The sequence below is a fragment of the Pseudomonas imperatae genome (assembly GCF_057128625.1).
This window is the reverse complement of record NZ_JBSKHP010000005.1, coordinates 98,401-117,907: the sequence shown is the minus strand read 5'-3', so window position 1 is coordinate 117,907 and position 19,507 is coordinate 98,401. Positions and strand designations below refer to the sequence as shown.

Annotated in this window: 15 protein-coding genes; 5 read left to right on the top strand and 10 right to left on the bottom strand. The window is 64.2% G+C overall.

Annotation, left to right across the window (positions count from 1 at the left end):
- Positions 1–88: 88 nt before the first annotated feature.
- A complete protein-coding gene (locus tag ACWKWX_RS08545) occupies positions 89–2,005 on the top strand; it encodes a hypothetical protein (protein ID WP_483827498.1) in 1,917 nt (638 codons plus the stop codon).
- 578 nt (positions 2,006–2,583) lie between these two features.
- Here ACWKWX_RS08545 and ACWKWX_RS08540 read toward each other — a convergent pair.
- Complete coding sequence (locus ACWKWX_RS08540; RefSeq protein ID WP_476299740.1) at positions 2,584–3,573, bottom strand: hypothetical protein; 990 nt, start codon at positions 3,571–3,573, stop codon at positions 2,584–2,586.
- Between the two features lie 308 nt (positions 3,574–3,881).
- Positions 3,882–4,820, bottom strand: coding sequence for a helix-turn-helix domain-containing protein (locus ACWKWX_RS08535; RefSeq protein WP_483827497.1), 939 nt, complete (start codon positions 4,818–4,820; stop codon positions 3,882–3,884).
- A gap of 290 nt (positions 4,821–5,110) precedes the next feature.
- Between ACWKWX_RS08535 and ACWKWX_RS08530 the strand changes: the two genes are divergently transcribed.
- Positions 5,111–6,418, top strand: coding sequence for an MFS transporter (locus tag ACWKWX_RS08530; RefSeq protein ID WP_483827496.1), 1,308 nt, complete (start codon positions 5,111–5,113; stop codon positions 6,416–6,418).
- Between the two features lie 55 nt (positions 6,419–6,473).
- Positions 6,474–7,628: a lactonase family protein gene (locus tag ACWKWX_RS08525; protein ID WP_483827495.1), complete on the top strand. Its 1,155-nt coding sequence runs from the start codon at positions 6,474–6,476 to the stop codon at positions 7,626–7,628.
- Here the strand turns inward: ACWKWX_RS08525 and ACWKWX_RS08520 are convergent.
- From ACWKWX_RS08520 to ACWKWX_RS08490, 7 genes are all read right to left on the bottom strand, one after another.
- Positions 7,603–9,150: a phosphoenolpyruvate carboxykinase gene (locus ACWKWX_RS08520; RefSeq protein WP_483827494.1), complete on the bottom strand. Its 1,548-nt coding sequence runs from the start codon at positions 9,148–9,150 to the stop codon at positions 7,603–7,605. The genes ACWKWX_RS08525 and ACWKWX_RS08520 overlap by 26 nt on opposite strands.
- A 152-nt stretch (positions 9,151–9,302) precedes the next feature.
- Entirely contained in the window at positions 9,303–10,181 is an 879-nt protein-coding gene (locus ACWKWX_RS08515) for a substrate-binding domain-containing protein (RefSeq protein ID WP_483827493.1), read from the bottom strand.
- Positions 10,182–10,209: 28 nt separating this feature from the next.
- Positions 10,210–11,760, bottom strand: coding sequence for an acetolactate synthase large subunit (locus tag ACWKWX_RS08510; RefSeq protein WP_483827492.1), 1,551 nt, complete (start codon positions 11,758–11,760; stop codon positions 10,210–10,212).
- Positions 11,761–11,763: 3 nt separating this feature from the next.
- Positions 11,764–12,621, bottom strand: a complete 858-nt coding sequence (locus tag ACWKWX_RS08505; protein ID WP_416423507.1) for an HpcH/HpaI aldolase family protein — start codon at positions 12,619–12,621, stop codon at positions 11,764–11,766.
- 30 nt (positions 12,622–12,651) lie between these two features.
- On the bottom strand, positions 12,652–13,497 hold the full coding sequence (locus tag ACWKWX_RS08500) for an amidohydrolase family protein (RefSeq protein WP_416423508.1): 846 nt from the start codon (positions 13,495–13,497) through the stop codon (positions 12,652–12,654).
- A 14-nt stretch (positions 13,498–13,511) separates the two neighbouring features.
- Entirely contained in the window at positions 13,512–14,540 is a 1,029-nt protein-coding gene (locus ACWKWX_RS08495) for an amidohydrolase family protein (protein ID WP_483827491.1), read from the bottom strand.
- Positions 14,541–14,554: 14 nt separating this feature from the next.
- Positions 14,555–15,514, bottom strand: a complete 960-nt coding sequence (locus ACWKWX_RS08490) for an ABC transporter substrate-binding protein (RefSeq protein ID WP_483827490.1) — start codon at positions 15,512–15,514, stop codon at positions 14,555–14,557.
- A 132-nt stretch (positions 15,515–15,646) separates the two neighbouring features.
- Here ACWKWX_RS08490 and ACWKWX_RS08485 point away from each other — a divergent pair, with 132 nt between their 5' ends.
- Positions 15,647–16,603 (top strand): LysR substrate-binding domain-containing protein, encoded by a 957-nt coding sequence (locus ACWKWX_RS08485; protein WP_416423511.1) that lies wholly within the window; start codon positions 15,647–15,649, stop codon positions 16,601–16,603.
- A 162-nt stretch (positions 16,604–16,765) separates the two neighbouring features.
- Positions 16,766–18,292, top strand: a complete 1,527-nt coding sequence (locus ACWKWX_RS08480) for an aldehyde dehydrogenase (NADP(+)) (RefSeq protein WP_483827489.1) — start codon at positions 16,766–16,768, stop codon at positions 18,290–18,292.
- 5 nt (positions 18,293–18,297) lie between these two features.
- On the opposite strand, the gene ACWKWX_RS08475 is transcribed toward ACWKWX_RS08480, so the two are convergent.
- Positions 18,298–19,293 carry a LysR substrate-binding domain-containing protein gene (locus ACWKWX_RS08475; RefSeq protein ID WP_416423513.1) on the bottom strand — a complete coding sequence of 332 codons (996 nt, stop codon included), beginning with the start codon at positions 19,291–19,293 and terminating at the stop codon, positions 18,298–18,300.
- Between the last annotated feature and the right edge of the window lie 214 nt (positions 19,294–19,507).

The following is a 19,507-nucleotide window of genomic DNA, read 5'->3' as shown; positions in this document are numbered from 1 at the left end:
AACGCGTTGTCTGGATAGCGACGCAGGAGGCAGTTGAGCGCAGGGGTTACCTGCCGCTCAGCCACGCATAATAACGGAGACATAAGCTGTGTATCTGAACTCCCCTCTCAAAAAGCTCATGGCGTATTCAGCCATCTGGGGCACCTGGATTGTTATTTCATCAAGCGCACACGCGGCGACCGCCACCCAAGGCACGGCCTTGCTGAACCGCCTCGGGCCGGTGACTTCGGACTTGTATGTGGCGAATGCCGACGGCACCGACGAGCACAAACTGCTGCCCACCCCGGGTTTCGATTACCACGCCTCATTCTCGAAAGATGGCCAGTGGGTCGTCTTTACCTCTGAGCGGGACGGCCTCGGCGAGGCCAATCTGTACCGCGTGAAAGCCGACGGCACGCAGCTGAAAAGGCTGACCGATCACGTCGCCATTGACGACGCGGCGGTCTTTTCGCCGACCGATCCCCACGTCATTGCCTTCGTCTCGTCGCGCCGCGGCAAGGATGCGTTTGGCACCACCAATATCTGGACGCTGAACATTGCGACCGGCGCGTTGAAGAACGTCACCGGTGCCATCAAGTTCGACCCGGCCAAGCCCCACAGCTTCTTCCGGCCGAGCTGGTCGCCGGATGGCAAGTGGCTCGCCCTGGCTTCGGATATCGGCTCGGACTGGCGCGGTCACAACCTGCCGGTTGGCTGGGAGCGCACCCAGGAAAGCAGCATCTACCTGATTCATCCCGATGGCTCGGGCTGGAAGCAGCTTGCCAGCAACCCTGGCTTTGACGAAGGCTCGCCGACCTGGTCGCCCGATGGCAAGCGCGTCGCGTTTTATGAGACGCCCGTCGAGTCCACCTGGGGCGCGCACCGTCCGGAGTTGATCAACAAGGTCAGCTCGCAAATCGTTGCGGTCGACCTGGCCACGCTGTCGCGGACCACGTTGACGTCGACGCCAGGCCTCAAGGTGTTTCCGCAATTTATCTCGGACAGCAATGTCGCTTATCACGTGAAAGGGGGCGACACCGAAGGTCTCTACACCACCGCGGGTGGGGCGCGCTCGACCGCCAACAGCGGCATCCGCTCGCCGCACTATTCGGCTGACGGTACCAAGGTGGTCTATGAAAAGATCACCATGCGGCCGGCCCGTGCCAATGGCACGCCGCTGTTCAGCTTCGACCCGGGGTGGAGCTACCGCTACATCGACGTGTTCCCACAACTGTCGGCTGACCGCAAGAAGTTGGTGTACACGGAAAAGGCGATGGGCTCGTCGATTGCCATCATCAATCCGGATTTCACCGGCTACCAGCGCATCTACGACCCGGCCAACAGCGGCCTGCCGGCGGACATGATCCAGAAGGGCCTGGCAGGTGCGTTCCAGCCAACCTGGTCGCCGAACCGCGAGTGGGTGGCGTTCGGCATTGGTGACTGGTTCTTCACGCGGGGCATGGGCCCGGGGCGCATTGCCCGGATCAAGGCTGATGGCAGCATGGACGGCAAGCCGGAAATCCTCACGGACGGTTCGATCAATGCCGGTTTCCCGAGCTACTCGCCGGACGGCAAGAAGATCGTCTACCGCGTGTGGAGCCCGAAAGTCCAAGGCCTGCGCATCCTGGATGTGGAGACTCGCCAGACCACGGAGTTGACGAACGAGGCGGACAACCTGCCGGGTTGGTCGCCCGATGGCAGCAAAATTGTTTTCACGCGCAAGGAAATCAACCCGACCGATCCGAACAAGTTCCATTACGACGTGTACACGATCAAACCCGATGGCACGGCCGTCACCCGCCTGACCACGCCGGGGGCGAACCAGGGGCACGCGGTGTGGCTGTATGACGGGCGGATCGCCTACAGCTCGGGGGTCTATGGCTTCCGCGATGAACTGGCGCTGTACGACAACACGTTCCAGCCTGACGGACAAAACTGGGTGATGAACGCCGACGGTTCCAATCAGCACGCGATCACCGATACGTTGTGGGAAGATTCGATGCCGCTGTACGTGCCGAATCAGTAAGCGGTTTTAGCCGGGAAGCAATGAAAACGCCGTGCGATAGCACGGCGGTTTTGTTTGCGCCCCATAGCAGCAACTGCCTTGGCGCAGATTGCTGCGGCTACACGAAATCCCGCGCCGCACCCGTAGCAGCGGCCGCAGGCCGCGTCCCAGGTACCGCGTGGGCCAGGACGCGGCCCATGGCCGCTGCTACAGGACTGCACCGCCCCCGTAGCAGCAACTGTCTTTGTGGGAGCTGGCTTGCCAGCGAGCTTTTATGGCCCCAGCAGCTCGCTGGCAAGCCAGCTCCCACAGGATGTAGCAGCGGCCGCAGGCCGCGTCCCAGGTACCGCGTGGGCCAGGACGCGGCCCATGGCCGCTGCTACGGGGCTGCGGTTTTTTCACGCGCCGCACCCGTAGCAGCGGCCGCAGGCCGCGTCCCAGGCACCGCGTGGGCCTGGACGCGGCCCATGGCCGCTGCTACGGGGCTGCGGTTTTTCCACGCGCCGCCCCCGTAGCAGCGGCCGCAGGCCGCGTCCCGGGCACCGCGTGGGCCGGGACGCGGCCCAATGGCCGCTGCTACGGGGCTTGCCAGCAATCGATTAGAAATGCACTTCAACCTGGAGCATCGGGGTCGACGTCCTGGTGTTGACCGCTTCATCACTCGGCGTGCCGAACATGTTCTTCCAGTACTCGTAACCGACACCCGCATACAGCGTGCGCGGTTGACCGGCGAATGAACCGATGTCGGCCAGCAACGCAGCGCGGGTAAGGTATTCGGTCGTCGTTTTGACGCCAAAACCATCTTTGCCCTTTGGCCCCGTTATGCTGACAAAACCACGGAAGATCAAAGGCACCGGGCCTGCGCGAAACGGGTAGAGCCAGGTACTTTCAAGGTGCGCGGCGGTGTCGTAGTCCACGTCCGTGCCGACAATGCCGTTATGGTTGCTCTCGGTGCGCGCACCGACGGTCAGGTTCCAGAAGCCGCGCGGCAGGGCGAACTCGACTGTTCCGCCCAGCACGAGCATGCGGGCTCGCTGGGCGTAGGCATCGTTCTTCGTGCCGAACTCATACCCCCCGGTCAGGCCGACGTCGCGGATCACGCCAATGCCGATTTGCCGGCCAAAAATCTTGCTGGCGCTCGCCGTGACGCGACCCACGCTGTACACCTCCTGCGCCCCCCCATTGTTCGGCCCGCCAGCCTCCGGGTTCGCCGAGTCGGACACCCGGTAATCGACGTTAAAGGCATAGCTGCCGTACTTGAAGCCGCCGGTGGATGTCAGGTAACCAATGTTCTGCTTGATCTTGTCGGCAACACCCGGGAAGTGGAAATCATTGCCGACGCGATAGCCGATAAAAGTGTCGTTCCACGACACCGGCGGCTTGCCAACCTGTTCGTCCAACTTCGCCAGGTCCGGAAACGCGTGCGGCGCGTTGGTAGTGTCTGGCGTTTGCTGGATTAGTGTGGCCTGTGGCGAAGCGGACGTCGTCGGTGCATCAATGATCTCTTCAGCGAAAACATACTCGCTTAAACAACAGAGAATCGCCGTGCCGAGCAGCAACCTGGGCAAAGGTTTGAAAGTTTTTCTCATGTTTCCATCCGTATTGATTTTGTTGTTTTTATAAAACACGTTGCAGGGGACTTATATTCATCAGCCAGGCGTGGTTGTTCGCCACACTTGATTCGGTCGCACCGAAGTCAACTGGCTGATGAAGTGGGCACTGGGTATTTTTTACGGTGCTTGAAGGGAATGTTATTGGGCGGCCAGGCCTGTGCCTTTACACAAAAGTGAGATTCGCTGGCATTTTTTGCGGGACGGTGGGAAAGGCGGGCGCAAGCAGCCCTTGCATAAGGCTGGCGCCACGATTCATGGGAAAAAAAAGAAAGGTGCGACGCGACTTATTTCGCTCGTTGCGACTGTTCCCGCGCCGTCAGCCGGAATTGGCTGGGGGCCTCACCCACCTCCCGGCGGAAAAAGCGCGTGAAGTACGCGGCGTCGGAAAAGCCCAGGCCGAAGGCAATCTGTTCGATGGCCATCTCGCCAAAAATCAGGTTCCGTTTCGCTTCGGTGATGATGCGCGCGTGGATCATCTTCGTCGGGCTGTGCCCGGTGGCTGCCGCGCACGCGGCGCGCAACTGCACCACCGACACGCCCATCATCGACGCGTAGTCCTGCAATGGCAGGTTTTGCCGGTAATGCTGATCGATGAGTTCGCGGTAGCGTTCTGCCAGGCGGGTCTCATTGCCAGAGGCGCCGCCATCGTCCGGCTGATCGAGGCGGGCCTGGCGAACCAGCAGCAGGAACATCTGGGTCAGCAGGGCTTCGGCGCCCACCACGTGACCGAACAGTTTGGCGTCCAGTTCCTGCGCCAGCCGCGTGATAAGGTCGAAGAGTTCGCTGGCCATGCCGGTCGTTGAGGGCACCGCAATCATCCGCGGCAGGGACCACAGTTGGATGAACGCGTGGAGGCGGGCGTAGAGCTGGGCCAGGTAGGACACCTCGATGGTCACCACCCAGCGGTCCACGTCGTTTTCATAATCGAGCCCATGCACGCATTCGGTCGGCAGCAACAACACACACGGCCCTTCGAACGGGATGCTCGACCCCTCGAGATTCATCACACCGTTGCCGCTGCGCACGAAGATAATCTGGCCGTACCCGGGATGCGCATGAGGTTCGGTGCGCCACCGGCCGCGTTCGGTGACGTGGCCGATGTTGACGAACCAGTGCTCTTCTTCCTCGCGCCGCTCCACGTACAAGCGGACCTTGGGTACCGTCTTGAGCGTGACCTTGGTGTCTGACTCGTGTCGAGATGTTGTTTTCGAACTGTGCGTCATAACGGCTCCTTGGCAACGGTCAACGTGCCGACCCGGTGCATGCCATTTAGCAAATCACAGCCTTGCGCAGAATGTAAACCCTGTCTCGTTGGCCGCTGCGAGGGGCAGCTGGCGAGCTGCGAAGGGGTATACCGTTTGGTTAACAGGCACTCCACAAAACTCACTGGACCCGCCCGCTGGCCCCGGTTGATGATCGTCACCGAGCGTCCAGGCAACCACCCGGTGGGGTTCACGGAAGCGACGGACGTCTTGACTGACAACAATTAAAAAAACAGGTCCGAGAGGAAGCAGTGGAGAGTATCCAGAAAGCCGTACGCCTCGAAAACCGTTGGGGCGTCATCGTCCTGCTCGCATTCGGCTTGATGATTGCGTGGACAGACCGCTCCAGCATGTCGGCCGCCATGGCCGATCCTCAATTCATCCGGGAATTTGCCCTGACGCACGTCGAAAGAGGCTGGCTAGGTTCATCGGTCTTCTGGGCGTACGGCGTTTTACAACTGCCCATGGGCTGGCTGGTGGACCGCTACGGCGTCAAATGGCCGTACGCAATCTGCTTCTTCCTCTGGTGCGTAGCGGCGGCGGCCACCGGCCTGGTGAATTCCCTCGGCGCGCTGCTGGTGGTGCGCGTCATCATTGGTGCGGCCGAAGCCGTCGTGGTGCCGGCGACCTATCGGTACATCGCCAACCGCTTCGAAGAAACGCAGAAGGGCTCCGCGCTGGCCATCTACGCGATTGGCGGCAAGATGGGGCCGGCCCTGGGCGCGCCCCTGGCGGCCTGGCTGATTGCAGGCACCTCCTGGAAAGTCATGTTCATGGTGACCGGCCTGGCCGGCCTGGTGTGGCTGCTGCCCTGGTTGCTGATGGTGCGCATCGACTTTCCGGACCGCGCCGAGTTAGCCGAACGACAGCAGCACGCGGCGACCGTGCCGCTGCGCAATCTGCTGGCGAGCCCGGTGGTGTGGGGCGGGTTGATCACCAACTTCTGTTACGCCTACTTTGTGTTCTTCTGCATGACCTGGATGCCGGCCTACCTCGTCGAGCAACGGGGGCTGTCGTTGACGCAGGCGGGCTTTTACACGGCACTGAGCTTTTGTGGCGTCGCGCTCGGGGCCGCGGTCAGCGGCTGGGCGGCAGACCGATTGATCCTGCGCGGGCACGACGCGGTGGCGGTGCGCAAGGCCTTCATGGTGGCCGGTTTTACTGGCGGCATGACCGTGTTGTTCGGCGCTTATGCGTCGAGCGTGTCGGTGGCCCTGTGCTGGAACGTGCTGTCCTTGACGCTGCTGGGCCTGGTCACCACCAACAACCTCGCGCTGGTGAAGCTGACGCTGATCCCCAGGCAGGCGACCGGCTTGAACACCGGGCTTCAACAAGTGGCGACGAGTCTTGCGGGTGGTGTGTCGGCCAGCCTGTCGGGCTGGCTGTTGCATGTCGGCCACAGTTATACGCTGCCGATGATCGCGATCTTCGTTTTCCTGTTTTTGGGCGTCACCAGCACCGTGGTGCTGATGAGACGTGCCTGGGCGCCGAAGATCAATGGGCCCCAGGTGGCAAGCGCACCCATTGCCAGCACCGCCTTGAACAGTAGCCAGGCGTAGAGACCGCTGGATAACGTCGAATTATAAATACACTGCCTGGCAGGAGACTAAGGTCATGGGTATGGACGTTCTAAAAGGCATGAAGCTCGGCGCGTTATTCGTTGCGCTCTATAGTTCCCTGGCGTCTGCAGCGTCTGAAAACAACAGCGCAACCAGAGTCTACTTTGGCACCCATGGGGATTATATTTATAACGCTGTTTTCAATCTCGATAATGGCAGTTTCTCGAACGTCCAGAAAATTGCAAAAGTGCTTCGCCCCACCTGGTTTGTACAAGACCCTGGCGGCCACTTTCTCTATAGCGTCAGTGAAGTTGGCAACAACGGCGAGGCCAATGGCGAAGTTGTAGCCTTCAGCATGGACCGAGCGTCCGGTGCATTGACGGAACTCAACCGCGTCGGGTCGGGTGGCAGTGGCCCTACCCATATGCTTTACGACGGGTTGCATCACAGTCTCGTGGTGGCCAATTACGGCGGCGGCCAGGTGGCGGTGTTACCCCTGGCCGCCGACGGCAAGGTTCAGCCAGTGAGCTCGGTGCTCGCGGACTTCGGCACGGGACCGACTGCCAGGCAGACCCAGGCGCATGCCCACAGCATTACCTTGGTAAAAGGCACACACGAGCTGCTGGTGCCCGACCTCGGCGCAGACAGGGTGTTCATGTACCAGCTGAAGGGCAAGGGTCACCAGTTGGCCCAAGGCCCCACGCCATTCGTGCAAATGGCACCGGGCACCGGGCCGCGAGGCATCGAATTCCAGCAGGATGGCCAGCACGGGTTCCTGCTGTCCGAGCTCTCGGCACAGGTGCGTTGCGTGACCTGGGAGCCCGCAACGCAAACCCTCCGCTACGGCGCCTCGGTGGATACCTTCCCGGCAGGGTTTACCGGGCCAAAAAGCGCCTCGTCGATGAAGATTGGCCCCGGGGAGAAATTCCTCTACGTCGCCGATCGAAGCACCGATACCCTGGTGGTCTACCGCATCGCCCAGGGGGCGTGCCTGGAGCCGATCCAGCGGATCAGCTCGGGCGGTAGCTACCCGTGGGAATTGGCTATCGGGCCTGCCGGTCATTGGCTGGTGGTCGCCAACCTGAAATCCGACAATGTGACCTCCTTCAAGATCGACCCCCAATCCGGGATGCTCACCCCGAGCGGTTTCGAGGCGAGCATCCCGCAGCCGGTGTTTGCCCACTTTACCGGCGTGGCCCTGCCGCAATGATCCGTTGATCAACCCCGCTGAGCTGGGCGAAGTTAGCGATGAACTGCCCGGCCAGCTGCCGGGCGGTGGCGTCATACGCCTGCTGGTCCGCCCAGGTGTTGCGCGGGTTCAGCAGCCGGGTCTCGACACCCGGCACCGCGGTGGGCACCCACAGGTTAAGGACGGCCAGGTGCTCGGTGTCAACGCCTGTGAGGGCGCCACTCTGGATCGCGGCGATGATTCGGCGCGTCGTCGGGATGCTGAAGCGCTCGCCCGTGCCGTAGGGGCCGCCGGTCCAGCCAGTGTTGACCAGGTAGACCTGCGAGCCAAACGCTTCAATGCGCTTGACCAGCAGGTCGGCGTATTCACGCGCTGGGCGCGGCAGGAAGGCGGCGCCGAAGCAGGTGGAAAACGTCGCCTTGATGCCCGCGCCTGAACCCATCTCGGTGGAACCCACCAGCGCCGTGTAACCCGACAGGTAGTGGTAGGCCGCCGCGTCCTTGCTCAGGATCGACACCGGGGGCAGCACGCCGGACAGGTCGCAGGTCAGGAAGATGATCGCCTGCGGCTCGCCAGCCAGGTTGGCCCTGGTTCGTTTTTCCACGTGCTCCAGCGGGTACGCGCACCGGCCGTTCTCGGTCAGGCGGGTGTCGGCATAATCGGCGGTTCGCGCCTCATTCAGGACAACGTTCTCGACCAGGGCGCCGAAGCGTATCGCGTCCCAGATGATCGGCTCGTTCTTCTGGCTCAGGTCAATGGTCTTGGCGTAGCAGCCACCTTCCAGGTTGAACACCACGCCTTCGCCCCAGCCGTGCTCGTCGTCACCGATCAGGTAGCGCTCGGGGTCTGCGGACAGCGTGGTCTTGCCAGTGCCGGACAAGCCGAAGAACAGCGTGGTGCTGCCATCGTCACCAACGTTGGCGGAGCAATGCATCGGCAGCACTTCATAGTGCGGCAGCAGGAAGTTCTGCACCGAGAACATGGCCTTCTTCATTTCGCCGGCGTATTGCATGCCGGCAATCAGCACCTTGCGCTGGGCAAAGTTCAAGATGACACACCCTTCGCTGCGGGTGCCGTCGCGCTCGGGAACGCAGTGGAAACCGGCGGCGTTGAGGATCTGCCACTGGTCTTTGCCCCTGGGGTTGTAAACCTCCGGGCGAATGAACAGGTTCTGGCCAAACAGCTGCTGCCAGGCCGTCTGCGTGGTCATGACCACCGGCAGGTAGTGGTGCTGATCGGCGCCCACGTGAACCCGCGAGACGAACTGCTCGCAGCCGGCCAGGTAGCCCTCGACTCGCTCCCACAGGGCGTCGAACTTGCCTGCATCAAAAGGGCGGTTGACCTTGCCCCAGTCGATGGCATGGCGGGTGCCCGGTTCGTCGACGATGAAACGGTCCTGGGGCGAGCGCCCGGTGCGCTCGCCGGTGGTCACGACCAGGGCGCCGGAGTCGGCGAGCTGGCCTTCGCCACGCTCAATCGCGCGTTCAATCAGCCGGGCGCGGCTCGGGTTGATGTGTACGGCACCTTCGGTTACTACGGTCATTGCGGCTTCCCTTGGCATGGCGCCAGGCTGGGGGGCTGAACAAAAGGCATGCCGATGACTGCGCCCCCGTGCGCCCTTGGCCAAGGCGTGTGGGGGCGCAGCCGTCCGGCACTGCGCTGGGGTCTAACGATGGAGGGTTGGTTCGGCTGCGGTTAGCCGAGGTTGCCGGTCACGTCGTCGAACAGTTCGTCGACCGACATGGCGCGCGGGATGATCTTCTGGTCGAACGCCCAGTCGATCGCGGTCTTGAGCCCCTTGCGGTTGGCCTCGAGCCCCAGGGGCGGGAAGACGGCCGGCACACCGCCTTCGGTGAGCGCGCGGCTTTCGGCGATCATCCGGTAGATCTCCTTCACCACGTCGGGGTGTTGCCGGGAGATATCCTGGTGAATGGCGAACATGTGGTTGATGGGCACGAAACCTTCACGCGCATACCAGGCCTTGGCGGCGTTGTGCGCATCGGGCACCACGGTGCGCACGCGTGGGTCCTTGGGCATGTCTTCGCCGAGCAGCGCCGCGTCGAGTTCACCGTCGAGCATCATTTGCGGAATATTGGACCCTGCCGGCAGGCGCACGCAGTTGGCCGGGTCACGGTACTCGGCCAGGTGGCCGTCGCCGAGGGTCATCCAGGTGACCTTGTCGAGGTTGACCCCGTACTCATGGCGTAATACGCCGCGAATCCACAGCGCGGTGGTCTGCGAATAGGTGCGCACGCCCACGCGCTTGCCTTCCAGGTCCTTGGGGTCAAGGTGCCCCAGGTCAAGGTTGAAGCCGGCGCAGTGGTGCTGGAAGCGCCCCGAAATCGGCGCAGGCAGCAGGACGTAGGGTTTGCCGTAGGCCTTGGCCTGCAGGAAGGTGACGATGGCCAGTTCGCCGGCATCGAACTGGTTCTCGCGCACCATGGCCTTGAAGCCGTTGTGCGCAGGCGTGGGGCCGCAGTAGTCGAGCGTGACGAGGTCGGACGTCACGCGTCCGTCCTTCATCGCCTTGGTGACCGGATAATCAGCCAGGTTGGTGCGCAAGGTCAGCGCCATGGGAAGCTCCTTCGAATGTGCGACGGGTTCAGAGTTTGACTTCGATCAGGCAAGGGCCCGGCTCGCGGGCCGAATTGGCCATGGCCCGGAAGAAACCCTCGGCGGTATCCACGGCGACGCTGGGCACCCCCATGCTTTTCGCCATGGCCTGCCAGTCGATGCTCGGGCGGTCGATGTCGATCATCGATAGCGCGCGCTCCCCGGGCGTGCCGGCCCCCATGTTGGCGTACTCGGCCTTGAGGATGGCGTAGGTGTTGTTGGCGAAGATGATCGTCGTGACGTTGAGGTTTTCGCGCGCCTGGGTCCACAGCGACTGGATGGTGTACATGGCGCTGCCATCACCGACCATGCAGAACACCCGGCGTTCCGGGCAGGCCAGCGCCGCCCCGGTGGCCACGGGCGTGGCGTAGCCGATGGAACCGCCCATGTTGTTGATGAGGTCGTGGGGCTGCGCGCCGATGGTCAGCCCGATGGACTCGCGGCCGGTGGTCAGCGACTCGTCCACCAGGATGCAATGCTCGGGCATGGCGGCTGCCAGGGCGTGGGCAATGCTGGTGGGGTTGAGCGCGCCGGTGGGCACGGCAGTCTGGATGCGCGGCTGCACAATCGCGGGCACACCGCTGGCCCCCAGCGCCTGCAGCAACATGTCGAAGGCCAGTTCGCTGTCCTCGTCCGCCTCGACGAGGCCATGCACCAGGGTGCCCTCGGCCTTGAGCAGGCTCGGCTTGTCCGGGTAGGCGAAGAACGCCACGGGCTCGCGCGTCTCCACGGTGATGATGTGCTTGAAGTCCTTGAGGAAGGCCATGGCCTGTGGCACGGCGTAGGGGATGCGCGAGAGGGGCACGAAACCTGCGCCGCGCTCGATGCGGGCGGTGAAGAACTGCGAGCCCAATTGCGCGCCGGTGGCCGCGGCGACGCGGCCGGCCTTCTCCAGCGCCGCGCCGCGCGTGGCCTTGTTGGCGAGGATGATCAGCGTTGGCTCACCCGAGCGCAGCACCCGCGCCACATGCTCGATGCGCTCTGCGCTGGGAGCCTTGCGCCGGGCGGCCACCGGCGGCGGTAGCACCGGGGCGGCGCCGGCCTGCTGCCAGGACGCGTCGCCCGGCAGGATCAAGGTGGCGATCTGGCCGGGGTGCTCGCTGGCCTTGGCCACCGCCTGGGCGGTGTCCCAGGCGATGGAGTCGGCCGATTCCGCGCGGCGTACCCAGTGGCTCAGCGGGCGCGCCAGCCCTTCGATGTCGGAGGTCAGCGGCGGGTCATACTTGAGGTGTGACGCCGAATGTTCGCCGATGATGTTGACCATGCCCGACGAGGCGCGCTTGGCGTTGTGGATGTTCGCCAGGCCGTTGGCCAGGCCCGGCCCCAGGTGCAGGAGCGTGGAGGCGGGCGTGTCCTTCATGCGGTACCAGCCGTCGGCCGCGCCGGTGGCGACACCTTCGAACAGGCACAGCACGCTGCGCATCCGCGGGTTGCCGCCCAGCGCTGCGAGGAAATGCATCTCCGAGGTGCCCGGGTTGGCAAAGCAAATGTCCACGTCCTGGTCGACCAGGGTCGAGACGAGACTTTCTGCGCCGTTCATCGGTCAGTACCCCGCCAGTTCGCGCGCCTGGCCAACCACGCCGTAGGAGCGCTTGGGCGCCGACAGCAGCACGCGGTAGCCCTCGTCCAGCAGGCGGCGATGGTTGTTGGCGGTCACATGGGGGTTGCCGACGATGACGTCGTGCTTGCGGCAAGTCTCGACGATACGGCGCATGGCGTCCTGGACTTCCGGGTGCTCGTACTGGCGGGGCAGGCCCAGTTCCTGGCTGAGGTCGCCTTCGCCGATCAGGATGAAACCGATGCCGGGGACGTTGGCGAGCATGTCGTCCAGGTTGTCGATGGCCTGGGTGCTCTCGCACATCAGGCCCACCAGGATTTCACCCTGTGGCGCCAGCGGCCAGACGTCGGCCTTCTGGTAATACTCGCCCATGGTCAGGCCCCAGTAGCGCGCGGCATTGGCCGGGCCGTCGCCGCGCACGCCCTTGGGCTCGTACAGCGCCGCGCCTTTGGGGCGGGCATAGCGGCAGGAGGCGACGGCGTTGTAGGCCTGCTCGACGGTGGCCACGTGCGGCCAGATCACGCCGTAGCAGCCGCGGTCCAGCACCTGCTTGGCGAAGCTCTGGTTCATCTCGATGCCGTTGGCCGGGATGCGCGCGATTGGCGTCACCCGTGGCGCCACCGAGCCCGATTCGGCGATCTGCTTGCGGCTGAGCATGTACTGCAAGGAGTCGCCCAGGGCGCTGACATCGTACGGGTTGTGCTCCATCTCGTAGACGATGCCGTCGTACGGGGAGTCGCTCATTTCGATGGCGGTCTGCTTGTCCAGCTTGGCGAAGGCCAGGTAGGCAGGGTTGCCGGACTCGAAGGCGCGGATGATGCTGTTGAGACGGGTGTTGCTCATGTTCATTTCCTCATCAAAGGGGGGGCAGCCTCAGCGCAGTGCCGGGTACAGCGCTTGCGCGGTCTTGCCGAAGATCCACTGGCGGTCTTCATCGGTGAGGCAGGCCAGGCCCTGCTCGGCGGTCGCCAGGATTTCCTTGAGGGTGCCGGGCGAGGTGGGGAAATTGGAGCCCCAGGCCATGCGCCGGGCGCCGAACGCCTTGACGACCAGGGGGAAGAAGGTCTCGGCGCTGGCCTTGTCCTTTGCCACGTCGCCGAAGATGCGCGGCGTCAGCTTCAGGTAGAGGTTGGGCAGGTCGGCGAGCGCGAACAGGCTGGCGGCGTTGGCGTAGGGCGGGCCGTCGAGCACGTCCGGGCGGCCCAAGTGGTCGAGGATGATGTTCACCCCGGGGAATTTCTCGGCCAGCATGCGCACGTAGGGCAAGCCGGTCGGGCCGGTCTGGATGCACATCGGCAGGTTCAGCTCGGCGAGCATTTCCCAGGCCTTGAACGACTTGGGGTTATCCAGCTCGCTGGGGTCGAAGTCCTTGGTCGAACCGCCGGTGAAAATGCGCAGGCCGGCGAGGCCCTGGTCGACCCAGGCCTTGATCACCGCGGGCACGTCGTCAGCCAGCATGTCCACCGAGCCAACGGCGACGAGCCGATCCTTATACTGGTTGCAGCCATCGACGACGTAGCGGTTGTCGAAGCCGTAGGTGGTCGAGGAGTGGACGATGGCGGCCTTGGCGACGCCGGCTTCGTCCATGGCCTGCACCAGCGCCTCGACGGTGTTGGGGCGCTCCTGCGACCAGTCTGAACGCTTGCCGAACAGCGGGGCGGGCGGGTAGCGCTTGTCGTCGTCGGAGATGATGTGCGGGTGGATATCGATAATGTTCATGGTCTGTCCCTGGCTTACTTGCCTTTGGCCTTCAGATGCTTGTTGAGACGCGGGTAGACGCGGCGCACGTTGCCTTCGAAGATGGCGTGGCGGTCGGCATCGGTCAGCGCGGTGCAGGCGTCCAGGTAGCGCTTGGTGTCGTCGAAGTAATGGTCGGTGTCCGGGTCCCGGCCGCGTACGGCGCCGACCATTTCCGAGCCGAACAGCACGTTGCTGGTGGGCACCACTTTGGTCAGCAGCTCGACGCCCGGGTGGTGGTAGACGCAGGTGTCGAAGAAGATGTTGTCCAGCAGCCCTTCGAGCGGGCGCTTGGCCATCTCCAGCGACATGCCGCGGTAGCGACCCCAGTGGTAGGGCACGGCGCCGCCACCGTGGGGAATGACCAGGCGCAGGGTAGGGAAGTCCTTGAACAGGTCGCTTTGCAGCAGTTGCATGAACACCGAGGTGTCGGCGTTCAGGTAGTGCGCCCCGGTGCCGTGGTGGCAGGGGTTGCACGACGCGGCGACGTGGACCATGGCCGGCACGTCCAGGTCGCACATGGCCTCGTACAGCGGGTACCACTCGCGGTCGGTAATCGGCGTGCCGGTCCAGTAGCCGCCGCTGGGGTCGGGGTTGAGGTTGCAGCCCACGAAGCCCATCTGCTCCACGCAGCGGCGCAGCTCGGCGACGGAGTTCTTCGGCGGCGCCAGAGGCGACTGGGGCAGCTGGCACACCGGCACGAAGTTGTCGGGGTAGATGTCGCAGACCCGGCGCACGAGGTCGTTGGAGATTTCCGCCCATTCCTGGCTGGTGCGTTCGTTGCCCAGGTGGTGGCTCATCAGGCCGGCGATCGGCGAGAACAGGGTGAGGTCGCCGCCGCGTTCCTTTTGCAGGCGCAACTGGCCGTTGCCGACGCCCTCGCGAATCTGTTCGTCGGTCACATGGGCGCCAGACCGCGCCGGCGCGTTGAGCGGGTCGTCGGCGAATTCGATCTGCTTGGCGCGCCACTCTCGGAACGACGCGGGTACGGTGGTGAAATGACCGTGGCAATCAATAATCATCATGTGCTCCGGAAAATTCAGGCCTGGGGATCCACGAACAGCTCGTCCATGGCCATGCGCCGCGGCGTCAGGCCCTGCTTGAACGCTGTCGACTCCAGGGCCTCGATGGTCTTGCGGTTGGCTTCGATGCCGTAGGGCAGGGGGTCGTGGCCGACGACGTCGCGCAGCTCGAGGTACTTTTTATCGGTCTCGCTGGTGGCATCGCCGCTATCAAGCCGGGTCAGGTAGTCCTGCTTGGCCTGCTCGAAGGCGTCGTAGATGGCCTTGGCCACCCATGGGTGCTCGGCCAGGATCGAGTCCTTGACGACGATGGTGCCGTGCATGGGGTAGACGCCGGTGCGTGCGTAGTACTCGGCTTCGATTTCAGCGGCATTGGGGAAGAGATCGGGGTAGTCGGCCGCCACTTCCTTCCAGCCGTCGGTAGGGTTGCCTGTACGGCCGATGCCGGCGGCGCCGCCAAAGCCTGCGGCCAGTTCGCCGTCAGCCATCATCTCGGCCAGTGGGCGGGTGGCGTGGATCACGTTGGCGGGCAGCTTGAGCTGCGTCACGTGTTCTTCGTCGTCGACCACCCAGGTGACCTTGCTCGAATCGAGGCCGAACTCGTCCATCAGCACCTGGCGGGTCCACACGCCCGTGGTCACCGAGTAGGCGCGCACGCCGACCTTCTTGCCTTCAAGATCCTTCGGGGTCTTGATGCCGGCATCCGGGCGCACCAGCAGGCCTGAGTGGTGGAAGCGCCGCACGACGAAAATCGGCAGGGCCACGAACGGGGCGCCATAGGCACGGGCGATGATGTAGGTGGTCGGGGCAATTTCGCAGACATCGAATTCGACATCGCGGACCATGCGGCGGAACGCGGCGATCTGCGGCTTCACCGTGACGAATTCGGCTTCCACGCCTTCGATCTTGATGGCGCCGCTGCGGATCGCAGCAGTATGGGGATGATCGGCGATGGCAATCTTGAGATGAACTGACATTGATCTTTCCTGGGGGGTGATTTTTGTCAAACGGCTACGTGTGGACCTATGGTGCTCGCGAGTGGCGTGCCGGTCGATTGAGTAAAAATGGGTTAGGCTTAACGAAATGGTAAAGACGCTGAGGAACACCGCATGGCAGAGTTCGACTGGTACCTGCAGGTCAACCTGAAGGCGCGCCACCTGCGCCTGCTGGTGGCCATCGACACGTACCGCAACCTGACCCAGGTGGCCGAGGTCACGCACGTGACCGTGCCGGCGGTGTCGAAGTCATTGAGCGAACTGGAGCGCGGCCTGGGGCTGGCGTTGTTCTCGCGCACCACCCAGGGCCTGATGCCCACACCCTATGGCGAGTGCCTGATTCGGCATGCGCGCTCCATGTTGACGGTGCTGCATGACGCCCGCGACCAGCTCAAGGCCTTGAGTTCGGGGGCGGAGGGCAAGATCCGCATCGGCATGCTGCCGGCCTCGGCCTCGGTGCTGCTGCCCCAGGCGCTTGGCCTGCTCAAGCAACGCTCGGCCAGCACCAATGTGACGATCATCGAGGGCACCATGGAGTCGCTGTTGCCCGAGCTCTGGCAGGGCCGCCTCGACCTGGTGGTCGGCCGCATGCCACCGCCGGGCACCCTCGGCAGCTTCGAAGAGAAGGAATTGCTGGAAGAACCGGTGGTACTGATGACCGGCCTGCATCACCCGCTGGCCCGCAGGAAGACCGTGGAGTGGTCGGACCTCAGCCCCTACGCCTGGATACTGCCGCCCCCCGGCTCGCTGCTGCGCGACCCGCTGGAGCGGGTGCTGGAAGCCAATGACGTACCGCTGAGCAGCGATTACATCGAGACGCTTTCGATTCACGTCGTCCGCGCGCACCTGCGCGTGTCCGATGCCATTGCGATCATGGCGGTGTCGATCGCCAGCGACCCCGTGCAGCCCCTGCATGTGCTGCCCTTGAAAATGCCCAGGCTGGTGCGGCCGGTGGGCGTGTTGTGGAACCGCGACCGTGGTCTGACACCCAGTGCCGAGCTGATGGTCGAGTGCCTGGAAGAGGCTGCCCGGCACCAGTCGGCGCGCCTGGGCGAGCTGTCACCCGCGTAGTCGCGCGCAGGCAATCGGGCCTGGGGTTAACCATACGCTTAAACCGTGGGTGGGTTTTCTCAATGGACCCTGAAGGGGGGCATCGACACTATCGCGGTGCCTGTCTGGGTGCGCCTGTCCGGCGCGCTCCAGCCCCCTACTGACCTACCTGAAGGATGCCCCATGAGCGTCGTGTCTACTTTCGTCCCCCACGGGCAACACTTTATCGCGGGGGTGCAGGTTGCAACGCCAGCCCGGTTCAGCTCTGCCCCGGCCCACGGGCCCGCGCACTCGTTCTCGGTGGGTACGCCCGCGCTGGTCGATGAGGCCTGCCGGGCCGCCGAAGCGGCGTTCTGCTCCTTTGGCTATAGCTCCCGGGAGGCGCGCGCGGTGTTCCTGGAGGCCATTGCCGATGAAATCGAGGCACGCGCCGACCTGATCACCGAGATCGGCAGCCAGGAAACCGGCTTGCCCGCGGCCCGGCTGATCGGCGAGCGCGGGCGCACCGTGATGCAGCTGCGTCTGTTCGCCGCCCATATCCGCCAGGGTGACTACCTGGACCGCCGCACCGATACCGACCTGACCCACCCTCACTCCGCGTCGAGCCCCAGGCTGCGCCTGATGCAACGGCCGATTGGCCCGGTCGCGGTCTTCGGCGCCTCGAACTTCCCGCTGGCGTTCTCGGTGGCAGGCGGTGACACCGCGTCGGCGCTGGCGGCGGGCTGCCCGGTGGTGGTCAAGGGGCATTCCGCGCACCCTGGCACCAGCGAAATCGTTGCGCAGGCGGTGGTTGCCGCCATCACGCGCTGTGGCATCCACCCCGGCGTGTTCTCGCTGATTCAAGGTGGCCGGCGCGACGTGGGCGAAGCGCTGGTGCAGCACCCGTTGATCCGCGCCGTGGGCTTCACCGGCTCGCTCGGCGGTGGCCGGGCGCTGTTCGACCTGTGCGTGGCGCGGCCCGAGCCCATCCCGTTTTTTGGTGAGCTGGGGTCGGTCAACCCGATGTTCTTGCTGCCGGCCGCGTTGGCGGCGCGCAGTGCGGAAATCGGTGCCGGCTGGGCTGCTTCGCTGGCCCTGGGGGCGGGGCAGTTCTGCACCAACCCGGGCATCGCCGTGGTGATGCAAGGCACCGACGGCGTCGATTTTGCCGAGGCCGCGCGTGCCGCCCTGGCCCAGACCCCGCCGCAGGCCATGCTCACCGCCGGCATCGCGGCGGCCTACCGCGGCGGGCGCGACCGCATTGCCGCACACGCCAGCGTACGCTCGCTGCTGGCTTCGTCCTGCGACGTGCGTGACGCCTCGCCTGACCTCTTCTGCGTGAGCGGCCGGGACTGGCTGGCCAATCACCTGCTCGGCGAAGAGGTCTTCGGCCCACTCGGCATGATCGTCACTGTGGACGACCTGGCGCAAATGCGCGAAGTCGCCCAGTCCCTCGGCGGTCAATTGACCGCCACCCTGCACATGGATGAGGCGGATTGCGCCATCGCCAAGGACCTGCTGCCGATCCTTGAACGCAAGGCCGGGCGCGTGCTGGTCAATGGCTTCCCCACTGGCGTGGAGGTCTGCGATGCGATGGTCCATGGCGGGCCTTACCCGGCGTCCACCAACTTTGGCGCCACCTCGGTGGGCACGCTGTCCATTCGCCGCTGGTTGCGTCCGGTCTGCTACCAGAACCTGCCGGACAGCGTCCTGCCGAACGATCTGCAGTAACCGTATCAGCGCGCATCCGTTGCTGGGCGGGTGCGCCTGGCCTTGGCCGGGGAGGACGTGGGGGTAAAGCCTGTGAGGAGCTGCTCGGCGGCCCCTTGCAGGCAGGCCACCATGAGCTCGGCGCTGGGTGTGAGGCCACGGTTGCGGTTCCACAGCACCCCGGTCGGGCGCAGTAGCCGGGGCAGGTTCAGTGGCAGCTTATGGAACGGTTGTACCGCGTCATTGGCCAGCGACTCGGCCATGACCGCAATGAAGTCCGAGACTTGCAGGTGGGCGCGGACAACGTGAATCGACAGGGTCTCGATGTAGTTGTTGCTCAGGGGCACATCATTCGCTTCGAGCGCCCGTTCCAGCGGGTCGCGCAGGATCGAGCCCGGTGGCGGCAGGATCCAGGGGTAGGCGCACAGGTCCGACCATTCCAGGGTTTTCCTGCGGGCAAGCGGGTGGTGGCGGCCGGTCATCAGCACCACGGGTTCTTCGAGCAGTTCCTGTTCCTCGAAGCTGCCGAGGGTGTCGGGCGGCGGCAGGCGGCCCACCACCAGGTCAAGGCGGCCCTGCCACAGTTCGGGCAACAGCGATTCGGTGGTGCCTTCGATCACCGTCACGTTGGTACCCGGCGATTGCTCCTTGAGCAGGCTCAACGCCTGCGGCACCAGCACCGACGCCGAAGCCGGCAACATGCCGATGCGCACCTTGCCTTCGGCGCCCGAGCTCAGCGCTTTCAGTTCGTCGCGGGCCTGGTGCAGGATTCCCAGCATGGTGCGCGCGTGGCGAATGAGGCAGTCGCCGTACGGCGTGGGCATCAAGCCCCGTGCCGTGCGTGAAAACAACGCCAGGCCGAGCCCGCGCTCCAGTTCCGCCAGTGACTTCGACACGGCAGGCACGGTGACATGGGTGACCTCGGCCACTTGCGTGAGATTGCGGTAGGTGTCGATCGCCACGAGCAAGCGCAAGTGCCGCGCCTTCAGGTTGATCTGCAGATACCAGTCGAGATGCTTCACAGTGTGTACCTCGGCCATTTTAGCGTGACTCAAGGTGGGGGTAGGGGAGGGGCTGCGTCTATTGAGAAAAACATCATCGGGTTTGAGCGAATGGTTAAGGAGCGGCATCGCACGGCAATCTGTAATGGTGTTGTTTTGGTGTTTTCAAAATTGTACTGGTCCAATTTTGCCTAGCTGTATCTGCTGCCCCGCAGGGTGATGCCGTAGTGTTCTC